Raw genomic sequence first — 16,872 nt, forward strand, 5'->3', positions numbered from 1 at the left:
GCTCAGGTAGATATTACCCTGGCTGCTGATCGTGTTCGTGGCACTATACCGCTCATCCGGATTTTCAGCGTTATAAAACAGCGTATCCACGGCCTGGTTACCTTCAAGGTCAAGAATGCGGAACACCTCCCCTTTTTTGACAACCCGGATAAACGGCTCGCCTGCCGGCACCGTTTCACGGAATACCGCCTGTGCCGGATCAAACGTACTTTCTGTCAAACCTGTCATCTGAATGCCTCCGTCATTTCGCCCGGACTGTAAGTCCGTAGAATCTTTCCGTATTGATAAATGCCCGCTCATTTTCGGGGCAGGACAGGCGGCAGGCATCATTTGCAGGTGCCGTGCCTGTATACCGTGCAGTCATATCAACAGGTTTAGGGCTATAGGCCGGAGCCGGATCGAGTGGGTGCTGGCAGGTCGACAGCACCACCAGACAATCCATTTCAAAGCGCAGATCAACATAGTCGTCTGCCTGCGAGTTAGCCTCGACAAAATGCATGCTACCGTTGTCATCGACAATCACTTTGCTGAAAAAGTTGATATTGGAAACGATATCGCGTTTACCCATACCGTATTTTCCCAGCTCATTGATCAGGCTGTCATATCCGTTCTTGTAATATTCGTTGAGTCCCTGCTGATAGGCTAACCTGCCATATCTGGCCTCGACCATCGCCGCATCGGAAACGCCGCAAATGGTATCATGCCAGCCACATGTGTCGGCGGTAATCGAGCAGAGTACGCGTCCCATATCCGAATAGCAGACATCTCCGCTGCTCAGGCATGCCGTATGCTGACCTTTCAGCGTATCGGCCATATTGTAGCGCTCGAGTTTCTCCTCAACATTGTAGAACAGTGCAGAGACATTTGCGCCTCCCTCCAGATCGGTAAGACGCAATGTCGTACCGCGCCGGATTACGCCGGACCAGTGGCTTCCGCCAATCAGCATTTCGCTGAAAATCACTGTCTCCTTGTTTGTCGGGTTGCTGCTCATGCCGCCTCCTTTTGTAGTAGTAGCATGGCCGAATTCCGGTCTGCTTTATGTTCGCTGACTGTTACCACCTTTCTGACTTCAGGGTACATGCGCCGGCTGCCCTTTGTTTCCAGCGGTATGTCATAGGTGATCGAGGCACCGTAGGCGGCCGGCTCCTGCGGGTCGTGACGTACCTTGTCGAATACCAGCAGGCGCGATCCCAGATGGAACGCCTCCTTGATATCGTGGGTTACCATAAAGATAGTGATCCCTGTCTGCTTCCAGAGATCAAGGATCAAATCATGCATATCGGCCCTGATGCCCGGATCAAGGGCGCCGAATGGCTCATCGAGCAGCAGTATGCGCGGCTTCTTGATCAATGCCTGAGCAATAGCCAGACGCTGCTGCATGCCGCCCGAGAGTGCGTCCGGATAGTGATTACAAACATGCGTCAACCCGACCGATTCGAGCATCGACCTGGCTTCCGCCTCCGCCTGTTTTTTTGCACTACCGCTCAAGCGCCCCCAAAACGGGCTCTGCTCAATTTCCATACCCAGCATAACATTCTGCAATACCGTCAGGTGGGGAAATACCGAATAGCGCTGAAACACCACACCGCGGTCGGGTCCGGGCTCGGCAGGCATCGCTTCACCGTCAATCAGGATTTGGCCGCGTGTAGGCTGCTCCTCGGCCAGCAACATACGTAAAAATGTTGTTTTACCGCAGCCGGATGCGCCGACCAGCGTGCAGAACTCACCCTGCTCAACCTTCAGGGAGACCTTTTCGAGAATCACCCGCTGACCATACTCTTTCCATACATTCTTGATTTGAATACTCATGCATCATCCCTCTTGCCTTCAAACCATGGGAAGGCGACCCGGATTGTTTTTTTCAGCCCCAGATCCATAAGATAGGCCAACAGTGTGATCCAGACGACGTAGGGCAGTATCGTTTCCATGTCGAGATAGCGCCTTACCAAAAAGATCCTGTATCCCAACCCGTCAGTCGAGGCAATCGCTTCGGCTGCAATCAGAAACAACCAGGCCGGGCCGAGCGAGAGGCGTACCGCATTTAACAGGCGCGGCATCACCTGAGGAATCACTACCCGGATAATAATCTGCCATGTCGATGCACCGAGCGTCTGGGCCTTGATCATCTGTTCGTGAGGCAGCTCTTCGACACGCTGCTGCACATCACGGGCAATAAACGGTGCTATGCCAAGTACGATCAGCACAACCTTGGAGACTTCACCCAGACCAAAAACGATAAACAGGATAGGCAACAGTGCAATTGGCGGAACCATGGATAACACACGTACAAATGGAGAAAGGTTCGCCCGGACATAAGGCACCACGCCGCAGGCAACACCAACAAAGAAACCGATAACCGCACTCACGCCCACACCCATTGCCAGCCGGCTTAAACTCGAGGCCGTATCGACCCAGAGTAATATCTCACCGGTACGTTTGCTCGGCTCGAAAGCAAAGCGCTGAATGGCTTCACCGATTGAAGAGAATGAGGGCAACAGTTTGTCGCCGGCATTCTCCGCCAGTCGCATGTCCGAGGCGATCATGTAAGCAAGCAGTGCCAGGATAAATGGTAATATGCCGAGCATCAGCTTCACACCGTCAGATGGGTGTATGTTTATAATTCGCTTCATATCTTATGGCCCTGTTGATCCGGTATCGAAATATCAGGCACCTTGTTCAGGCCCCCTGTTTCGCAGCAAACAGGGGACCGGAGGGGTGAAAAGAGCCACCCCCCGATCCACTATCTGAGCGCGCAAAGTATCTGTTTAGTAGCTAAGGCTCAGGCCGGCCACGACTTCAGGCTTGACCGCCACGCCGTAGATGTAGCGCTCGCCGTCCGTCTGCTTCTTGCCAACCGGCATCGTACCGGTCAGTGAGGCGGTCAGGGTTGCGTCGCCGACGGTGACATCCTTGCTCATGCCAAGCGTGACCAGATTAAAGCCATCCTTGTACATGTTCACGGTTCCGGCCAATGGACGGTTGATCGAATCTTTTTTCCAGCGTGCGTAGGAAACCGAGCCGGAGAAGTCCAGGCCGGCATAGGATGTCGACAGGCCAAGATCCACCCAGGTATCACCCGACAGGAAAGCCTTGTTCTGGGACTGACCGATTGTGTAGTAAACCTTTGCCGACGGAGAAACGATCGCGTCATAGGAGAGTGATGCATAGCCTTCGGCATAGTTCGAGGCCGAGTCATACAGGTAGGTGTACTGCACCGCACCCAGTGAGTAACCGACATCACCAACGGAACCCGAGTAATCCAGACCGAAGTCAAATTCTACCGTATCGCGACCGGCAAACTGCGGAGCAGGCGACGGATAGGCGTTCGAGAACCAGGTCGATACGGTAAAACCGCCATAACCAAGGTTAAGGTCACCCTGCACCGCCGGTTTACCCGTCGTCTGTGTTACACCACGGAATACATACTGGCTCATGACACCGATATCTCCCGAGAAACTTGGACCGGTAGACTCCTCTGCCTGAGCAGATACAGAACCCGTTACCAGCGCCATCAATCCTGCAACAAGTATACCCTTATTCATTCTTTTCATATTATGATCTCCTATCCTGGTGTCGGCTTTGGCCGCTCATACAACTTACCAAACAAGGGCCATGCCACACCTGTATTTATTGTATTTAAACGATTTACAGATAAATCTGAAAATATAATGCCTATTATTAAGGCACTACTGCACAGTCAATACACATCAACTCACTGCTTCCGCCACCCCGGCTGCACACCGGAGTACAGGAACTTACTGATCAAAACAGGTGGCTGTATCGCTCAATTTCCCAGCTGGTGACGTTCTGGTGGTATGTATTCCATTCCCGGCGCTTGTAGGTAATGAACTCATCACGCAGCTCCTGCCCCAGAGTTTCTGTAACAAACGGATCGGCCTCAAAGGCATCGACGGCCTCCTGGAGGTTTTTGGGCAGGAACTCAATACCTCGCGCCTCACGCTCGCCTTCAGAAAGCTCATAGAGGTTGTCCTCCTGAGGTTTGCCCGGATCAATGCCCTCGCGAATACCCTCCAGACCGGCTGCAAGCGCCAGCGCTGCAGCAAAATAGGGGTTCACGGCACCATCCGCATTGCGTGATTCGCAACGTCCGCCGCCCATCGGCACGCGTATCGAGTTAGTGCGGTTATTCGAACCGAATGAATTGAACACAGGAGCCCAGGTGAAATACGGCATATCACCCTGGCGCACCAGACGCTTGTAACTGTTTACCGTTGGCGCAAATGCAGCGCACAATGCCTTACCGTGTTTGATAATCCCGCCGATAAACTGATAACCCAATTCGGTAAGACCAAGACCGCGCGGATCATCTTTCGGATCACAGGCAAACAGGTTCTTACCGGTTTCCAGATCATAAAGCGACATATTGAAATGGGCGGCATTACCCGTTTTATCGGCAAACGGTTTGGGCATGAAGGTGGCGATCAACCCCTCCTGTTTGGCGTACTCCTTGGCCATCAGGCGCAGAAAGGTATAGCGATCACAGCTTGTCAGCCCGTCTGCATACATAAAATCAAATTCGTACTGGCCATTGGCATCCTCATGATCAAGGGAGTAAAGATCCCAGCCGAGGTCATTGATCGTCGTCGCCATCTTGTCCAGCCAGCTGAACTGGCCGAGGAAAGCACGCGCGTCGTAGCAGGGCTTCACCAGTTTGTCGTCGGGATCAGGCACCTCAAGGGAGCCATCGGCATGTTGCTTCAACAGATAGACTTCGGCCTCGATCCCGAGATTAAAACCGAAACCCATCTCGGCCGCCTTCGCCAACTGCTTCTTTAGTGCCACACGCGTACTAAGCGGGTACGGCTCGCCATACAGGGTATTGTCCGCAGGCATCCAGGCCACTTCGGGCTGCCATGGCAGTTGAATAATATGGTCCAGATCCGGTACCGAAGCGATTTCATCATCATTGGGTTTCTGTCCCAGCCCGTCGAGCGCATAACCGGTGTAGAGCTCGGAGCCATGCGCCATATGCTCAAGGTGCTCGATCGGGACCACCTTGCCCTTCGGAATGCCGTGGATATCGACATAGGCGCCTATACAGTATTTCACGCCCTTATCCTTGAGTTCCTGTTTGATCTTCCTGATCTCTGATTCACTTTTCATTGCTTGTTAACTCCATGTTTTTTATTTCGACTCTGGTAAAATAGGAATGCGGCAGTGGCGGCGATTCCGCCATACCTTTGCGTATCAGTTCACTTAAATCCTCCACCATCCAGGCAAACAGCTCCTCCCCTCGCTCCCGGCTTGCCAGGCTCGGCGTGCCGGTCACCCCGTTTAGGCTGGTTCTGTTCACCGGATGCGAAAAGACACAGTCACCGGTGCGATCCTCGTCATCACTGTCGGCAAGACGCTCCGGCCTCACCATCTGCGGACTCACCGCAAGCATCAGCGAGGTCTCCGCTTCATTGGCATGCCAGTCCTCGGCATCCTGAAAATGCCTTTCACGCACTCGGGCGCTCAGGGTGCCGGTATTGATCAGGGCGACCATCAGATCGTCGTAGTCGGCACGCAGCATTTCGAGCGCACAACGCAGCGGTGCCAGATTGGTCACATGACTGTTGACGATAAACAGCCGCTTGAATCCCGCGGCATGAACCCAGTCACCAATCTGCTTCACCACATCGATCAGGGTTTTTGGCTGCAGGGCCAGCGTTCCCGGCCAGCGTTTGGAGTGACCGATTGAGCAGCCATAGGGCAGCAGTGGCAGCAGAGCGATATCGGTTGCAGCCGCCACCTGATCGCACAACTTCCCGGCGATTTCGGCATCCATGCCGCATCCGAGATGCGGCCCGTGCTGTTCGGTTGCGCCGACGGGCAGCATTGCAGCATCCATACCTCTCCGGGGCAGCTCACCGATCTCTTCCCATGTCATCTGATACCAGTTATTCAACGGGCTACTCCTGTTCATCATATATTTTCACTGTTCTTCATCATTCGAATTGTGGAGCGTCTGTCTGACAATAGAGAGCAACCGGTGTGCCATGACTTTTTTTTGCTCTGTTGAGGCTTTTTTCCTGTTCCTGCAACAGGTGAACCGGATAATACCGGGCTGCAGGCGGTTACTATTTAGCCAAACAGAATCTGGCGTGCGTAAATATTAAGCATCTGGATCACACGCGCTGCGGCACCACTGATCATCAAATCAATACCTTCGGGCAACCCGGTGCGCGTTTACCCAGGATATATTCGTCGATCAATTCAATCATCCTGGCCCGTCCGAAACTGCCAAAGTGGCCGGCATGAACGATACGCACCGGTAATGCCCTTAATCGCTCCATACTGGTGATATAGTCATCAACAACCGAATGATAGAAATCATCGATCAGCGGCCCGTCATACAACACATCGCCGGAGAACAGTACCCCGCTCGCCTGCTCCCACAGTGCAATCGAGCCGGGAGAATGTCCGGGCAGGTGCAGGACCTCGAAGACCCGGTCTCCCAGGTTGATCTTGTCACCGTCGGCCAGCTGCATGGCGGCTTCGACACCTCTGACCGAATAGGACGCTGACGAAAACCCGTGCGGTATCGCACCCTCAAACATCCGGTCCGTCAGATAGACATCGGCGATGGTATTATGGCGATCCGGCTGTTGCAGGATCGCAGCTTCCGCCGCATGTACGGCGCAATGCTCAAATTCGTGGTGACATCCAATATGATCAACATGCGTATGGCTCGCCACGGCAATCAGTGCTCTTTCGTTGAGCAGTGGCAGATGCTTTCTGAGGCTGACAATACCCATACCGCTGTCTACGAGCATATCCCGGTCGCTTCCCCGCACATGCCAGATATTGCAACGATAAAACGGCTTGATCGCCAGCTCCCGAATCAGTGTTATGTCACCACCGACACCGGTGCTGTCATACCAGCCGTTGTCACCCCCGGATATTGTAGCCCTCACACGCGCCCAGCCTTGCGTGAACGCCCGAACTGCGGCTCTTCGCGGACGCTTTCATCCAGGATCAGCTCCCCGCTCTCCAGCCTGTCGCGCAGATAACGGAATGTACGTGCTGTCTCGGCAAACAGGTGCTCGCCAGCTCTGACCGGGCCATATCGTGGCGAGTGATTTTCATCTACACAGTGTGCAACAGGCTCAACTACTACATCGTAGTCGACGGCACAAAACAACGGGAATGAAAAGCGCTCCACGCCATGGCTTATCACCCGGTGCGAGGTTGAAACAAAACGCCCGTTAGACAACACCTCGAGCATGTCGCCGATATTGATAACAAACGAGCCGGGAATCAGCGGCACATCCACCCACGCCCCCGCATCACTGAGCACCTGCAGACCGGGTCGCGTCGGATAAAGCAGTGTGAAACATTCGTAATCGGTATGGCTGCCGATCCCCAGTTGTTCCTCTTCGGCAGTTGTCGCCGGGCCTGCCGGGTAGTGAATCAGACGCAACTGCGACGTCGGCCTGGTGAGCATGGGGCCAAAGGCATGTTCATCCAGTCCCAGAGCCAGGGCAAATGCCCGAAACAGCGCATCGCCGACCCTCATCGCCTCATCATAGTAACCGGTCACCGCATCCCTGAAACCGGGCATACCGTATGGCCAGACATTCGGTCCCAGCAGCGGATTTCCGGCCAGATAATCCTTATCCTCAACAGGCAGGTCGCGGGCGGTATCAAATGCTTCTTTCAGGTCAGATTTGCCGTAATCACCGAAGACCTCCTCGCCGACAGGCACGTAACCACGATGGTTAGTCGACAGGCCGATGTAATAGCGCATTTTTTCCCGCTCAGGCAGAGCAAAGAAACGCTTTGACTGCTCAACCAGCCGCTCAACAAGAGCGGGGTTTATGCCGTGATTAATCACATAAAAATAACCATGGCGACAACAGGCTGTAGCGACCGCCTCACCGACCCGTTTCCGGTCATCACCCTCTCCGCTCAACATCGGAGCGATATCGATGACGGGCAGAGCTTGCCCGTCGATATTCATCTCATGCATCGTAAGCCTCCCGGTCAAAAACAGAGATACCTGAATCCGTAGATTCACATCTAAGCCAGAGCCGCTCTCCTGTTTCGGCCAGCGGCTCAACCAGCTGCTCTCGCCCCTGCCAGTCAGGAGCGCCAGCGGCAAAGAGCTTGTCTCCCTCCAGCCAGGGCAGCGTCGAATGCGTGATCCGCCATGAGCGTGGAGCGCCGTCACAACGACCAAAGGAGATCTCACAATCCAGTAAGTTCGCCAGTTGTTGCCTGTTGCCTGCCGCCTGCTCGATCAGATATTCCAGCGCCATACCCTGCGGAAGTGCCTGAGCCCGTCCGATGGCACGCATGAAATAGCCACCTGCAATCAGCAACATACCGCTGCATTCACCCTGTAGGCGAAATGCGGCATAGTGACCACTGGCATCCTCCTCATACCACCAGTGTTCGATATACGGCGCATGAACGCCGTATTCGACCAGCATACGACCGTTAAATTCCAGCCGCCCTTCATCGGGAACAAGTGCCGGCGGCTGAAAATCCAGCCAGCGCTGCCAGAGGCACAGCTCACCTGCGGCAACAGTTTCACCGGCAAATCCCTGCTGCCGGGCCAGTGCCCGCAACAGATCATTGGATAGCTCTATCTCCCCCTCTGCTACCGCAGGCCTGTCAGCGGGAATGCGAATGTCCGCGTAATAGCTGCCGGCCTGCAACCAGAACACCTGCGTTGAGGTATCGCCGGATCCATCCGGGTTCTCGATAGCCAGGCGGCGCCATAGTCCGCTTGCGACCAGCGGCTGCGTCATAACTCGCCACCCAGATAACCGAGCACGGCAACGCCTGAAAAAACCATCGCGATACCGGATGCGCAGGCAATCGAAATACGCTCACGCAGAAAAAACCAGCCCAGCAGAACAGCCACAACCATGAAGCCGGATGCCGTTACCGAAGCAATCGCCGCCCCTTCACCCTGATTGGCCATAAAAAACAGCAAATATGCCGTCGCCTCTCCGATACCCTGCACGAGGATAAGCGGCCAGACAGCGATCGGAATCAGCACTCCCTGTCCGCCCCGCCTGACCAACAGAATGGCCAGCAGTGTCGTAAAACCAATAAATCGTCCCAACCACAACATCTGAACATTACCCAGGGTGTCAGCCACATCCTTGCCGACAAGCAGGGCAACAGCGAAAAAGCTTCCTGCGGCAACAGCCGCGATAATCGCCCGCCGACGGTTTTTCAGGTCGGATGCAATCGTCTCATCCGGGTCCTCATCGGCATTGCGGGCAACGATCACAGCCCCGGCTACGGTCACGATCATTGCCAACCACTCCGGCAGCTCCGGGCGAGCCCCCATCAATAGTGAAGCAGGCACCACCAGAGCCGGATAGGCAGCGGCAATCGGCGCCGCCAGCGACATCGGCCCGTATGTCAGGCTGTAATAAAGCATTAATGGTGCAATCAAGGCAGCCACAGAGGCTACCAGCAGTGTCAGCAGGTTGATTCTATGCCACGGGATCGTCACATCCTGATATAACAACCAGCCTCCCAGAATTGCGCAACCGACCCCCATCAAGCCCAACATGGCACGCGGAGGCCCCAGTGAACGGCCGGTAAAACGGGCGATAAAATCAGATACTCCCCAGGCAAGTGCCGCCACAGCACCCCAAAGCGCTGAGTTCATTCAAACCTCCAGTCATTTGTATGCTTATCAATCAGAAACAGGGCAACCATTTCATCCGCAAAAAAAGATACCGGCACAGCATGGCTGTGCCGGTATCCTTATCGGCTGCTATTTGCAGCAGCTCATCTCAGAGCTTTCCGTCAGCAGCCATGCCGACATAAGAAGCATCGAAACGCAGCTTCACATTGCCTTTATCACCCATCACCTTACCGCTTGGGAAAGAAATACCAATCGCATCAACCGACCGCGCACTCTCGCCAAGCAGTCCATGATCAAACGAGAACTTACGAACCAGATCCATGGTCTCCGGCAGCTTTTCACTGTTGGCAAACTCAAAACTACTCTTGGGGGTATAGTACATCATCGTGGACTTCAGCTGACTCTCATAACCGGCCAGATCCGTACCGGAATCCTTGCCCATCGCCGCTCTGGCCGCTGTACCCTTCTCGTCGGCCGCGCTCATCAGTGCCATCGTTTCATACCATGCACCAACCATCGCTTTGGCAAAGTTAGGGTTCTCCCTGATGGTTTTGGTATTGGCGACCAGCATATCAATGATTTCGCCCGGAATTTGCGAGGAGTTGAATACCTCGTGTGCTTCCGGTGCCTTGAGCACTTCGCTCAACTGCGGGTTCCAGGTGACTTCAGCCGTGACATCCGGTGATGCAAATGCAGCAACAATATCCGCATCGGAAGTGTTGACGACTTTAACATCCTTCTCCGCCATTCCGACAGATTCAAGCGCGCGGGCAAGCAGATAGTGGGATACCGAAAGCTCCACCAGATTCACATTCTGCCCCTTGATATCGGCCAGTTTGTCCTTGCCTTTGAGTACAATACCATCATTACCGTTGGAGAAATCGCCGATAATCAGTGCTGTGGAATCCACGCCGCCGGCGGCAGGAATGGTCAGTGCGTCCATATTGGTCATCGTGCACGCATCAAAACCGCCTGCGGTATACTGGTTGATCGATTCAATATAGTCGTTGATCTGCACAACCTTGATATTGATCCCGTATTTATCAGCCCACTTCTTGATGATGCCGTGATCCTGTGCGTATTTCCATGGCATCCAGCCTACATAGATACTCCAGGCAACCTTGAAGCTATCTTTTGCATAAGCATCACTTGGTACAACCATTGCCGAAGTCAAAGCAAGTGCGGTAAAGGCGCCCGCCATAAGCTTCACTATCGATTTCTTTACCTGTTTCAATTCCATGCATATCTCCTTGATGTTTGGCTTGAGTGACTACACTCAGCAATAAGGGCGCCAGATCATGAGACTGCCTGATGTGTACTTTTTATATTGAATTTATCCTTTATTATTAAATACATATAGGTTTTCTTGATTACAACACGATATCTACACCCTGTTTTCAGGCAGATTATCTGATTAATTCTTAATCCACTATGCCTATTAATAAGGCAGTTAGTGTTTCTGCAGCCAACGCATAGATATTTCATCAACGGCTACCAGGCAGTTGCCCGGGCCATGTATCGCATCAGTTCCCGGCAACAATCGAAAGGCCCGGGAAACCTTGATTTTCCGGGCCTTTCGATTGGCTTCACGACTACCCTATCAGGCAGCGGTCTGATCGGTCGCGTTGGATATCCAGACCGTCTGGTACGGAGCCAGCACCAGATCACCATAGTGCTCATCGTAATGCCGGCCACTGATCAGATCCCGCCACTCGTCGGTGACGATCAGGTTCAGCGCCGAGAGCGGAATCACCTGTTCGCGATCTGTGATGTTGTTGATACAAAAAATACTCTGTTCCCGATCCATGCTCTGGCGCCAGAACGCGAACAACGCCTGCCCGAGATGCATGGTGAACTGCGTGGCATTGGGGTGAAATGCATTTTGTTCAGCGCGCAGGGCAATCAGACGCTGCAGCGCAACAAATACCCGCGCGTGATGGGACTGCTTATCCTGTAATGCGGCCTCCAGCATCTCAAGATCCCAGCTATGGCGGTTGATGGCGCGATTGCTACCGGTCTGCTCTACCCGTTCGGTATCATTACAGGTGGCAAACAGGCTGTGCACATAGAACGACGGCACACCTTCGAGCGCGAGCATGATCGCATGAGCACAGATAAAGCGTTCAAACTGATACCCGTCTTCACCACTGAGCGTCCCTTTCATCGCATCATAGAAGGCAATATTAATCTCGTAGGGGCGACTCTGCTGCTGGTTCACCGTTCGCGATGAGACCAGACCGCCGAAACTGCGCATGGCAGCTGCCACCTGATCGATCTCCTCATCGCTGAGCAGGCCTTCTGCCGGACGCAGGCCAATACCGTCGTGGGAGGCAATAAAATTCAGGTAGGTCGTGCCGTTGCGCGCAGGCGGCATACTCATCATCCAGTGCTGCAGATAACAGCAGTTGCCGGTAAGCATCGCATGCAAGAGCAACGGCGGAAAAGAAAAATTGTAGATCAGGTGCGCTTCATTGGCATTGCCGAAATAGCTCAGATTCTCACGATTGGGAATATTTGTTTCAGTGATGATGACCGCATCAGGGTGACGATACTCCGCAAGCAATCTGAGCAGGCGTATGATTGCATGCGTCTGCGGCAGGTTGATGCAGTTGCTGTCGGCCTCTTTCCATAAAAAAGCGATGGCATCCAGGCGGAAGATCGTTGCCCCGTGCTGCATATAGAGCTTCAGAATACGCGCCACCTCGACCAGCACCTCCGGGTTGGCAAAATTCAGGTCAACCTGATCATGACTGAATGTGCACCAGACATGCTTCAGCCCCTCAGGCGTATTCACCGCCTGCAGCAGCGGACTGGTTCGCGGCCTGACCACCTGACTCAGATCATCATAGGGTGAGGCCTGCACAAAATAGTTATCGTATGGCGGCTGATTGCGACTAAATGCCTCAAACCAGTGATGCGAGCTCGAGCAGTGGTTGATCACCATATCGACCATCAGCCGGAAATCGGCTGAGATGGCCTCAATATCATGCCAGTCACCATGCTCGGGATTGACTGCATCGTAATCACTGACGGCAAAGCCATCATCCGAGGTGTAGGGGTAAAACGGCAGGATATGCAGCCAGCTAATGCAGTCCCCCAGATGATCACTACAAAACTGCCGTAGTGTGCGCAGCGGTTTTTCTCCCCTACGCCGAATACTGTCGGCGTAGGTAATCATCATCACATCACCCTGATCCCACTTGTTTTGGCGCTGCAGGGGCTCAACCAGATCAGGTGCGAAATCCATCACCGCGATCAGTTGATCGGCCAGATCTGCTGCCCTTGCCTCGCCATAGAGCAGACTTAGCTGCTCCTGCAGACGCAGTTGCAAGCCTGCCAGCGGCGTCACTGACCAAACTCCTGATAGTCAGCCTCGACAGCCGCCTCAAAGCGTTCAAGCACATCAGGCATGGCACTGATCACCCGATTCCAGTTGGGAATAAACGGCGCCTCCATAGGATATTCAAGGAAATGGGAGCCGGCGTTGATAATATTACGGGCAAACAGCTCTACCTGCTTCTCCTCCTCGTGCACATCCAGTATCAGTCCGTTGATGATTGCATCGTTGCGATAGGTCTCCACCAGATCCAGTGCAATGCGGAAGTAGGCCGCCTTGATCGTGCGGAAGGTCTCCTCACTAAACACGACACCATGCGTGGCCAGCTTGCGAAACAGCGCCTTGGCAATATCGATCGACATCTTGGAGAGTCCACCGTCCTCACTGTCGAACGAGACATCCTGATGCTTATGATCATAGCTATCGGCAATATCAACCTGACAGAGATGATTGGTGGCATAATTGCGATGCATCTCCGAGAGCGAACCGATCTCCAGTCCCCAGTCGCTGGGAATACGGATATCACTGATCACATCGGTACGCATCGAGAATTCACCTGACAGCGGATAACGGAAGCTGTCCATAAAATCGAGGTAATCATTCGTGCCAACCACCTTTTTCAGGGCCCTGATCAGCGGCGTTACCAGCAGACGGGTCACCCTGCCGTTAAGGCGACCGCCGGCAAAACGGGCGTAATAACCTTTGCAGAACTCATAGTTGAAATTCGGGTTGGCAACCGGATAGATCAGCCGGGCGAGCAATTCCCGGTCATAGGTGACGATATCGCAATCATGCAGCGCTACCGATGTTGCACGTCCCGAAGCCAGTACATAACCGAGGCAGTACCAGACGTTGCGCCCCTTGCCCAGTTCAGTCGGAGCAAGCCCTATGGCAGCTATCTCCTGATGCAGCGCCATCAGGCGCGGCCCGTCGTTCCACAGGATGCGATGATGTTGCGGCAGACGCGAAAAGAACTCCAGTGCATGACGATAGTCATCCTCGCTGGCCCGATCCAGACCGATGACAATTTCATTCAGATAGGGGACGCTGGCAAGATGATCCACGATCGTGGAGAGCGCCGATCCCTGCAACTCCGAGTAGAGTGACGGCAACACCAGCGACATGGGTCTGACCTTCGCATAGCGCAACAACTCAGCCTCCAGATCCTCTACCGTCCGGTTGGTTAAGTTATGCAGCGTTGTAACGATGCCGTTTTGATAAAAGTCACTCATTGTTCTCTCCTGCACGATCTCGGGTATATTTGTTAAGAATCTCCAGCACCGCCCTGTTCCACCCTGCCGGCCCCGTCGCTTCGGTCAGCATCAGATGCGGATGATCCGGCAGTTGTGGCGGCGCATGTACCGGCGAGCGCACGATGACGGCAATATCCGCCCGCTCCAGCATGGCCAGATCATTGTGGCTGTCACCGAGTGCAACACTCATCAAGCCCACCCCGGCATGGCTGTAGCCGGCCAGCAACCACTGCATGGCCCTGCCCTTGTCTGCTCCGCCCATAATATGAATAAAGCGACCGCCGCGTAGCACGCTCAGACCGCAAGCCTCAACCTGGCACACAAACGCATCATAAGCCTGCTCGCTATCCTGCCAGAGGATCGGCTCCGAAAAGTGGCGCTGCATGGCCTTCACAGCACCGCCAACAGGCAGGCCGGTCAGCTCGCACAGCGTTGCCGTCGTCATATCGGCAAACCCCGTATAGCGGTAGTGCGCTTTCAGCGGTTGTAACAGCTGCAGAATCTCATCCCGGGAGCGGCCGGTTTTTTTCAACAGGAAACCATCCTGTTCATGCAGATCACCATCGGGCAGCTGCCATAAGCGGTGTCGATAATCGCAGGGGATGGCAATGCCTGCGCCGTTTTCCACAATCACCGGATCAACCTGACCAAGTTCGGCACGCAATTCGCAAAGCTCCGCCAGTGTTTTGCTGGAGTTGAGAATCCAGGCAATCCCCGCCTGCTTTAGTGCTGCAATCGCCTCTTTAGCCGGCGCAAAACTATAATTGTGATGATCCAGCAGCGTGCCATCCAGATCGGTAAACAGAATGATATCCCGCGTCATGACACCCCCTCACGATAACGGGCCCGCCTGATACAGTGTCGCTTATCCAGGCTGAACACCACATCCGCCATCTGCGGCAACGTGGCCAGATTGTGACGCGTCAGCCGCTCATAATGCTGGATAAATCGCGTGAGTGCGCTCTGATCCATCAGGTGAGTGCCATCAGGCATGGATGCACGCAACTTCTCCTCCTGCAATCCGCGCCATGCATAGACCGTTTCAAAGTCCGGCGCCTGCAGCAACACCAGAAAATCAATCATCGCATTAAGCTGGCTATATTCCCCGGCGAGCGATGCATTCACATGGCTGCGCCAGATCCCCTGAGCATCTTCATCGGCTTCCAGCCGGTTGATCGGCTGCTTCAGCTGCGTGGCAGGCTCTGCGGTTGTGCCGACACACCAGCCTTCAAACAGGATGATATCCACCCTGCCATGGTGATGATGCCACGCAGCTTCAGGGCGCCTGTCATCCACCGCCTTGTCAAAGCGCGGAATGGCAATATCACTTTCGCTGCCCGCAGCTTTCAGCGCACGGATCAACGCCATAGCCAACCGTAGATCATGCGTACCGGGTACGCCGCGAGTCTGAAACATCGGATGCAGCACGCGCGCCATCTCACTGCGCTCCGCTCTTGTCAGGTAGAGATCATCAATGGATATCACGACCGTTTTCAAGTCGTGCAGGTTGCCGAGAAACATGGCGAGCGCCGCTGCCATCGTCGATTTTCCGGTACCCTGTGCACCGTTGATGCCGACTACCAGAGTATGGCCGTCAAACATCGATGCCAGCCTGTTCGACAGCGGCAACCAGTATTCGGCAGCGAGCTGCCGGTACTCATCCGGCAAACGGTGATCGCGAACAAACTGCGTCAGCAGATCATCCGCTTCCCGACAGGTCGCAGGACTGCTCATCAGGCGCTCTTCTCCGCCTCTTTCATCTTCGCATAAAAGTAATTGGTCGCCTCTACAAAGCCATCGATACTGCCGCAATCAAAACGCCGGCCCTCAAAGCGATACGCCACCACCATCTCCTCTTTTGCCAGCGTTTGCAGCGCATCGGTCAGCTGTACTTCGCCATTCACACCCGGAGGTGTACGGGAAATCGTATCGAAAATAGCCGGTGTCAGGATATAGCGCCCGATAATGGCCAGATTCGAAGGCGCCTCCTCGGGAGTCGGTTTCTCAACCATTGTCTCCACGATGGTATGCCGGTCATCAATTGTCTGACCGCTGATCACGCCGTATTTACTCACCTCTTCGATGGGCACTTCCTCAACAGCAACTACGCAGCATTTATACTTTTCGTACACCTTCAGCATTTGCGACATGATGCCCTCCTCTCCCACACAGAGGTCATCCGCCAGAATCACGCCAAAGGGTTCATCATCACCAATCAGTATCTTACCGGTAAGTATCGCATCGCCCAGTCCGCGCATCTGGTTCTGGCGCGTATAGGAGTAGCTGCACTCCTCAATCAGCCCCCGGATACATGCCAACCGATCCTCGCGACTGGTTCCCTTGATCTGGTCTTCCAGCTCGTAGACGGTATCAAAATGATCTGCAATGGCCCGCTTGTTGCGGCCGGTCACAAAACACGCCTGTGTCAGGCCGGCTTCAGCCGCCTCTTCAACACCATATTGAATCAATGGTTTGGTTAATATCGGTAACATCTCTTTCGGTTGCGCCTTGGTTGCGGGCAAAAAACGTGTGCCATAACCTGCAACGGGAAAAAGGCATTTGACTATCATATTAGACTCCCTTGGTTTCCTGATGAATAAAGGAATTGTATTTGGCCACGGTTGCAGTCCATTGCGTGCCAACCCCTATAAACTAGCAGTATACAT

At 54.1% G+C, this 16,872-nt stretch carries 17 protein-coding genes; all 17 read right to left on the reverse strand.

Features of this window, described 5'->3' with window-relative positions:
* The coding region (locus SPV1_RS12150) for a DUF1989 domain-containing protein (protein ID WP_009851517.1) at positions 1–228 on the reverse strand (228 nt) is incomplete at its 3' end.
* Between the two features lie 13 nt (positions 229–241).
* Positions 242–991 (reverse strand): urea amidolyase associated protein UAAP1, encoded by a 750-nt coding sequence (locus SPV1_RS12155; protein WP_009851518.1) that lies wholly within the window; start codon positions 989–991, stop codon positions 242–244.
* A complete protein-coding gene (locus tag SPV1_RS12160) occupies positions 988–1,809 on the reverse strand; it encodes an ABC transporter ATP-binding protein (protein ID WP_009851519.1) in 822 nt (273 codons plus the stop codon). Before SPV1_RS12160 ends, SPV1_RS12155 begins: the two co-directional genes overlap by 4 nt.
* The gene (locus tag SPV1_RS12165; RefSeq protein WP_026195496.1) at positions 1,806–2,630 is read right to left on the reverse strand and encodes an ABC transporter permease; all 825 of its coding nucleotides are present in this window, start codon (positions 2,628–2,630) and stop codon (positions 1,806–1,808) included. The genes SPV1_RS12160 and SPV1_RS12165 overlap by 4 nt, the downstream gene beginning before the upstream one ends.
* A gap of 135 nt (positions 2,631–2,765) precedes the next feature.
* Positions 2,766–3,551 (reverse strand): TorF family putative porin, encoded by a 786-nt coding sequence (locus SPV1_RS12170; protein WP_231288396.1) that lies wholly within the window; start codon positions 3,549–3,551, stop codon positions 2,766–2,768.
* Positions 3,552–3,762: 211 nt separating this feature from the next.
* Positions 3,763–5,124 carry a type III glutamate--ammonia ligase gene (gene glnT, locus SPV1_RS12175; protein WP_009851522.1) on the reverse strand — a complete coding sequence of 454 codons (1,362 nt, stop codon included), beginning with the start codon at positions 5,122–5,124 and terminating at the stop codon, positions 3,763–3,765.
* Positions 5,114–5,893 (reverse strand): creatininase family protein, encoded by a 780-nt coding sequence (locus tag SPV1_RS12180; protein WP_009851523.1) that lies wholly within the window; start codon positions 5,891–5,893, stop codon positions 5,114–5,116. The genes glnT and SPV1_RS12180 overlap by 11 nt, the downstream gene beginning before the upstream one ends.
* A 265-nt stretch (positions 5,894–6,158) precedes the next feature.
* On the reverse strand, positions 6,159–6,920 hold the full coding sequence (locus tag SPV1_RS12185; protein ID WP_009851525.1) for an MBL fold metallo-hydrolase: 762 nt from the start codon (positions 6,918–6,920) through the stop codon (positions 6,159–6,161).
* Positions 6,917–7,975 carry an isopenicillin N synthase family dioxygenase gene (locus tag SPV1_RS12190; RefSeq protein WP_009851526.1) on the reverse strand — a complete coding sequence of 353 codons (1,059 nt, stop codon included), beginning with the start codon at positions 7,973–7,975 and terminating at the stop codon, positions 6,917–6,919. The genes SPV1_RS12185 and SPV1_RS12190 overlap by 4 nt, the downstream gene beginning before the upstream one ends.
* Positions 7,968–8,759 carry a hypothetical protein gene (locus SPV1_RS12195; RefSeq protein WP_009851527.1) on the reverse strand — a complete coding sequence of 264 codons (792 nt, stop codon included), beginning with the start codon at positions 8,757–8,759 and terminating at the stop codon, positions 7,968–7,970. Before SPV1_RS12195 ends, SPV1_RS12190 begins: the two co-directional genes overlap by 8 nt.
* Positions 8,756–9,637 (reverse strand): DMT family transporter, encoded by an 882-nt coding sequence (locus SPV1_RS12200; RefSeq protein ID WP_009851528.1) that lies wholly within the window; start codon positions 9,635–9,637, stop codon positions 8,756–8,758. The genes SPV1_RS12195 and SPV1_RS12200 overlap by 4 nt, the downstream gene beginning before the upstream one ends.
* A gap of 127 nt (positions 9,638–9,764) precedes the next feature.
* The gene (locus SPV1_RS12205) at positions 9,765–10,856 is read right to left on the reverse strand and encodes a putative urea ABC transporter substrate-binding protein (protein WP_009851530.1); all 1,092 of its coding nucleotides are present in this window, start codon (positions 10,854–10,856) and stop codon (positions 9,765–9,767) included.
* Between the two features lie 360 nt (positions 10,857–11,216).
* Positions 11,217–12,965 (reverse strand): sugar phosphorylase, encoded by a 1,749-nt coding sequence (locus tag SPV1_RS12210; RefSeq protein WP_009851531.1) that lies wholly within the window; start codon positions 12,963–12,965, stop codon positions 11,217–11,219.
* A complete protein-coding gene (locus SPV1_RS12215; protein WP_009851532.1) occupies positions 12,962–14,185 on the reverse strand; it encodes a glycosyltransferase family protein in 1,224 nt (407 codons plus the stop codon). Before SPV1_RS12215 ends, SPV1_RS12210 begins: the two co-directional genes overlap by 4 nt.
* On the reverse strand, positions 14,178–15,029 hold the full coding sequence (locus SPV1_RS12220) for an HAD-IIB family hydrolase (RefSeq protein WP_009851533.1): 852 nt from the start codon (positions 15,027–15,029) through the stop codon (positions 14,178–14,180). The genes SPV1_RS12215 and SPV1_RS12220 overlap by 8 nt, the downstream gene beginning before the upstream one ends.
* Positions 15,026–15,940, reverse strand: a complete 915-nt coding sequence (locus SPV1_RS12225; protein WP_009851534.1) for a hypothetical protein — start codon at positions 15,938–15,940, stop codon at positions 15,026–15,028. Before SPV1_RS12225 ends, SPV1_RS12220 begins: the two co-directional genes overlap by 4 nt.
* A complete protein-coding gene (gene galU / locus SPV1_RS12230) occupies positions 15,940–16,776 on the reverse strand; it encodes a UTP--glucose-1-phosphate uridylyltransferase GalU (RefSeq protein WP_009851535.1) in 837 nt (278 codons plus the stop codon). The genes SPV1_RS12225 and galU overlap by 1 nt, the downstream gene beginning before the upstream one ends.
* Positions 16,777–16,872: the final 96 nt, after the last annotated feature.

Origin of the sequence: Mariprofundus ferrooxydans PV-1, from assembly GCF_000153765.1 — a bacterium.
Taxonomy (GTDB): domain Bacteria; phylum Pseudomonadota; class Zetaproteobacteria; order Mariprofundales; family Mariprofundaceae; genus Mariprofundus; species Mariprofundus ferrooxydans.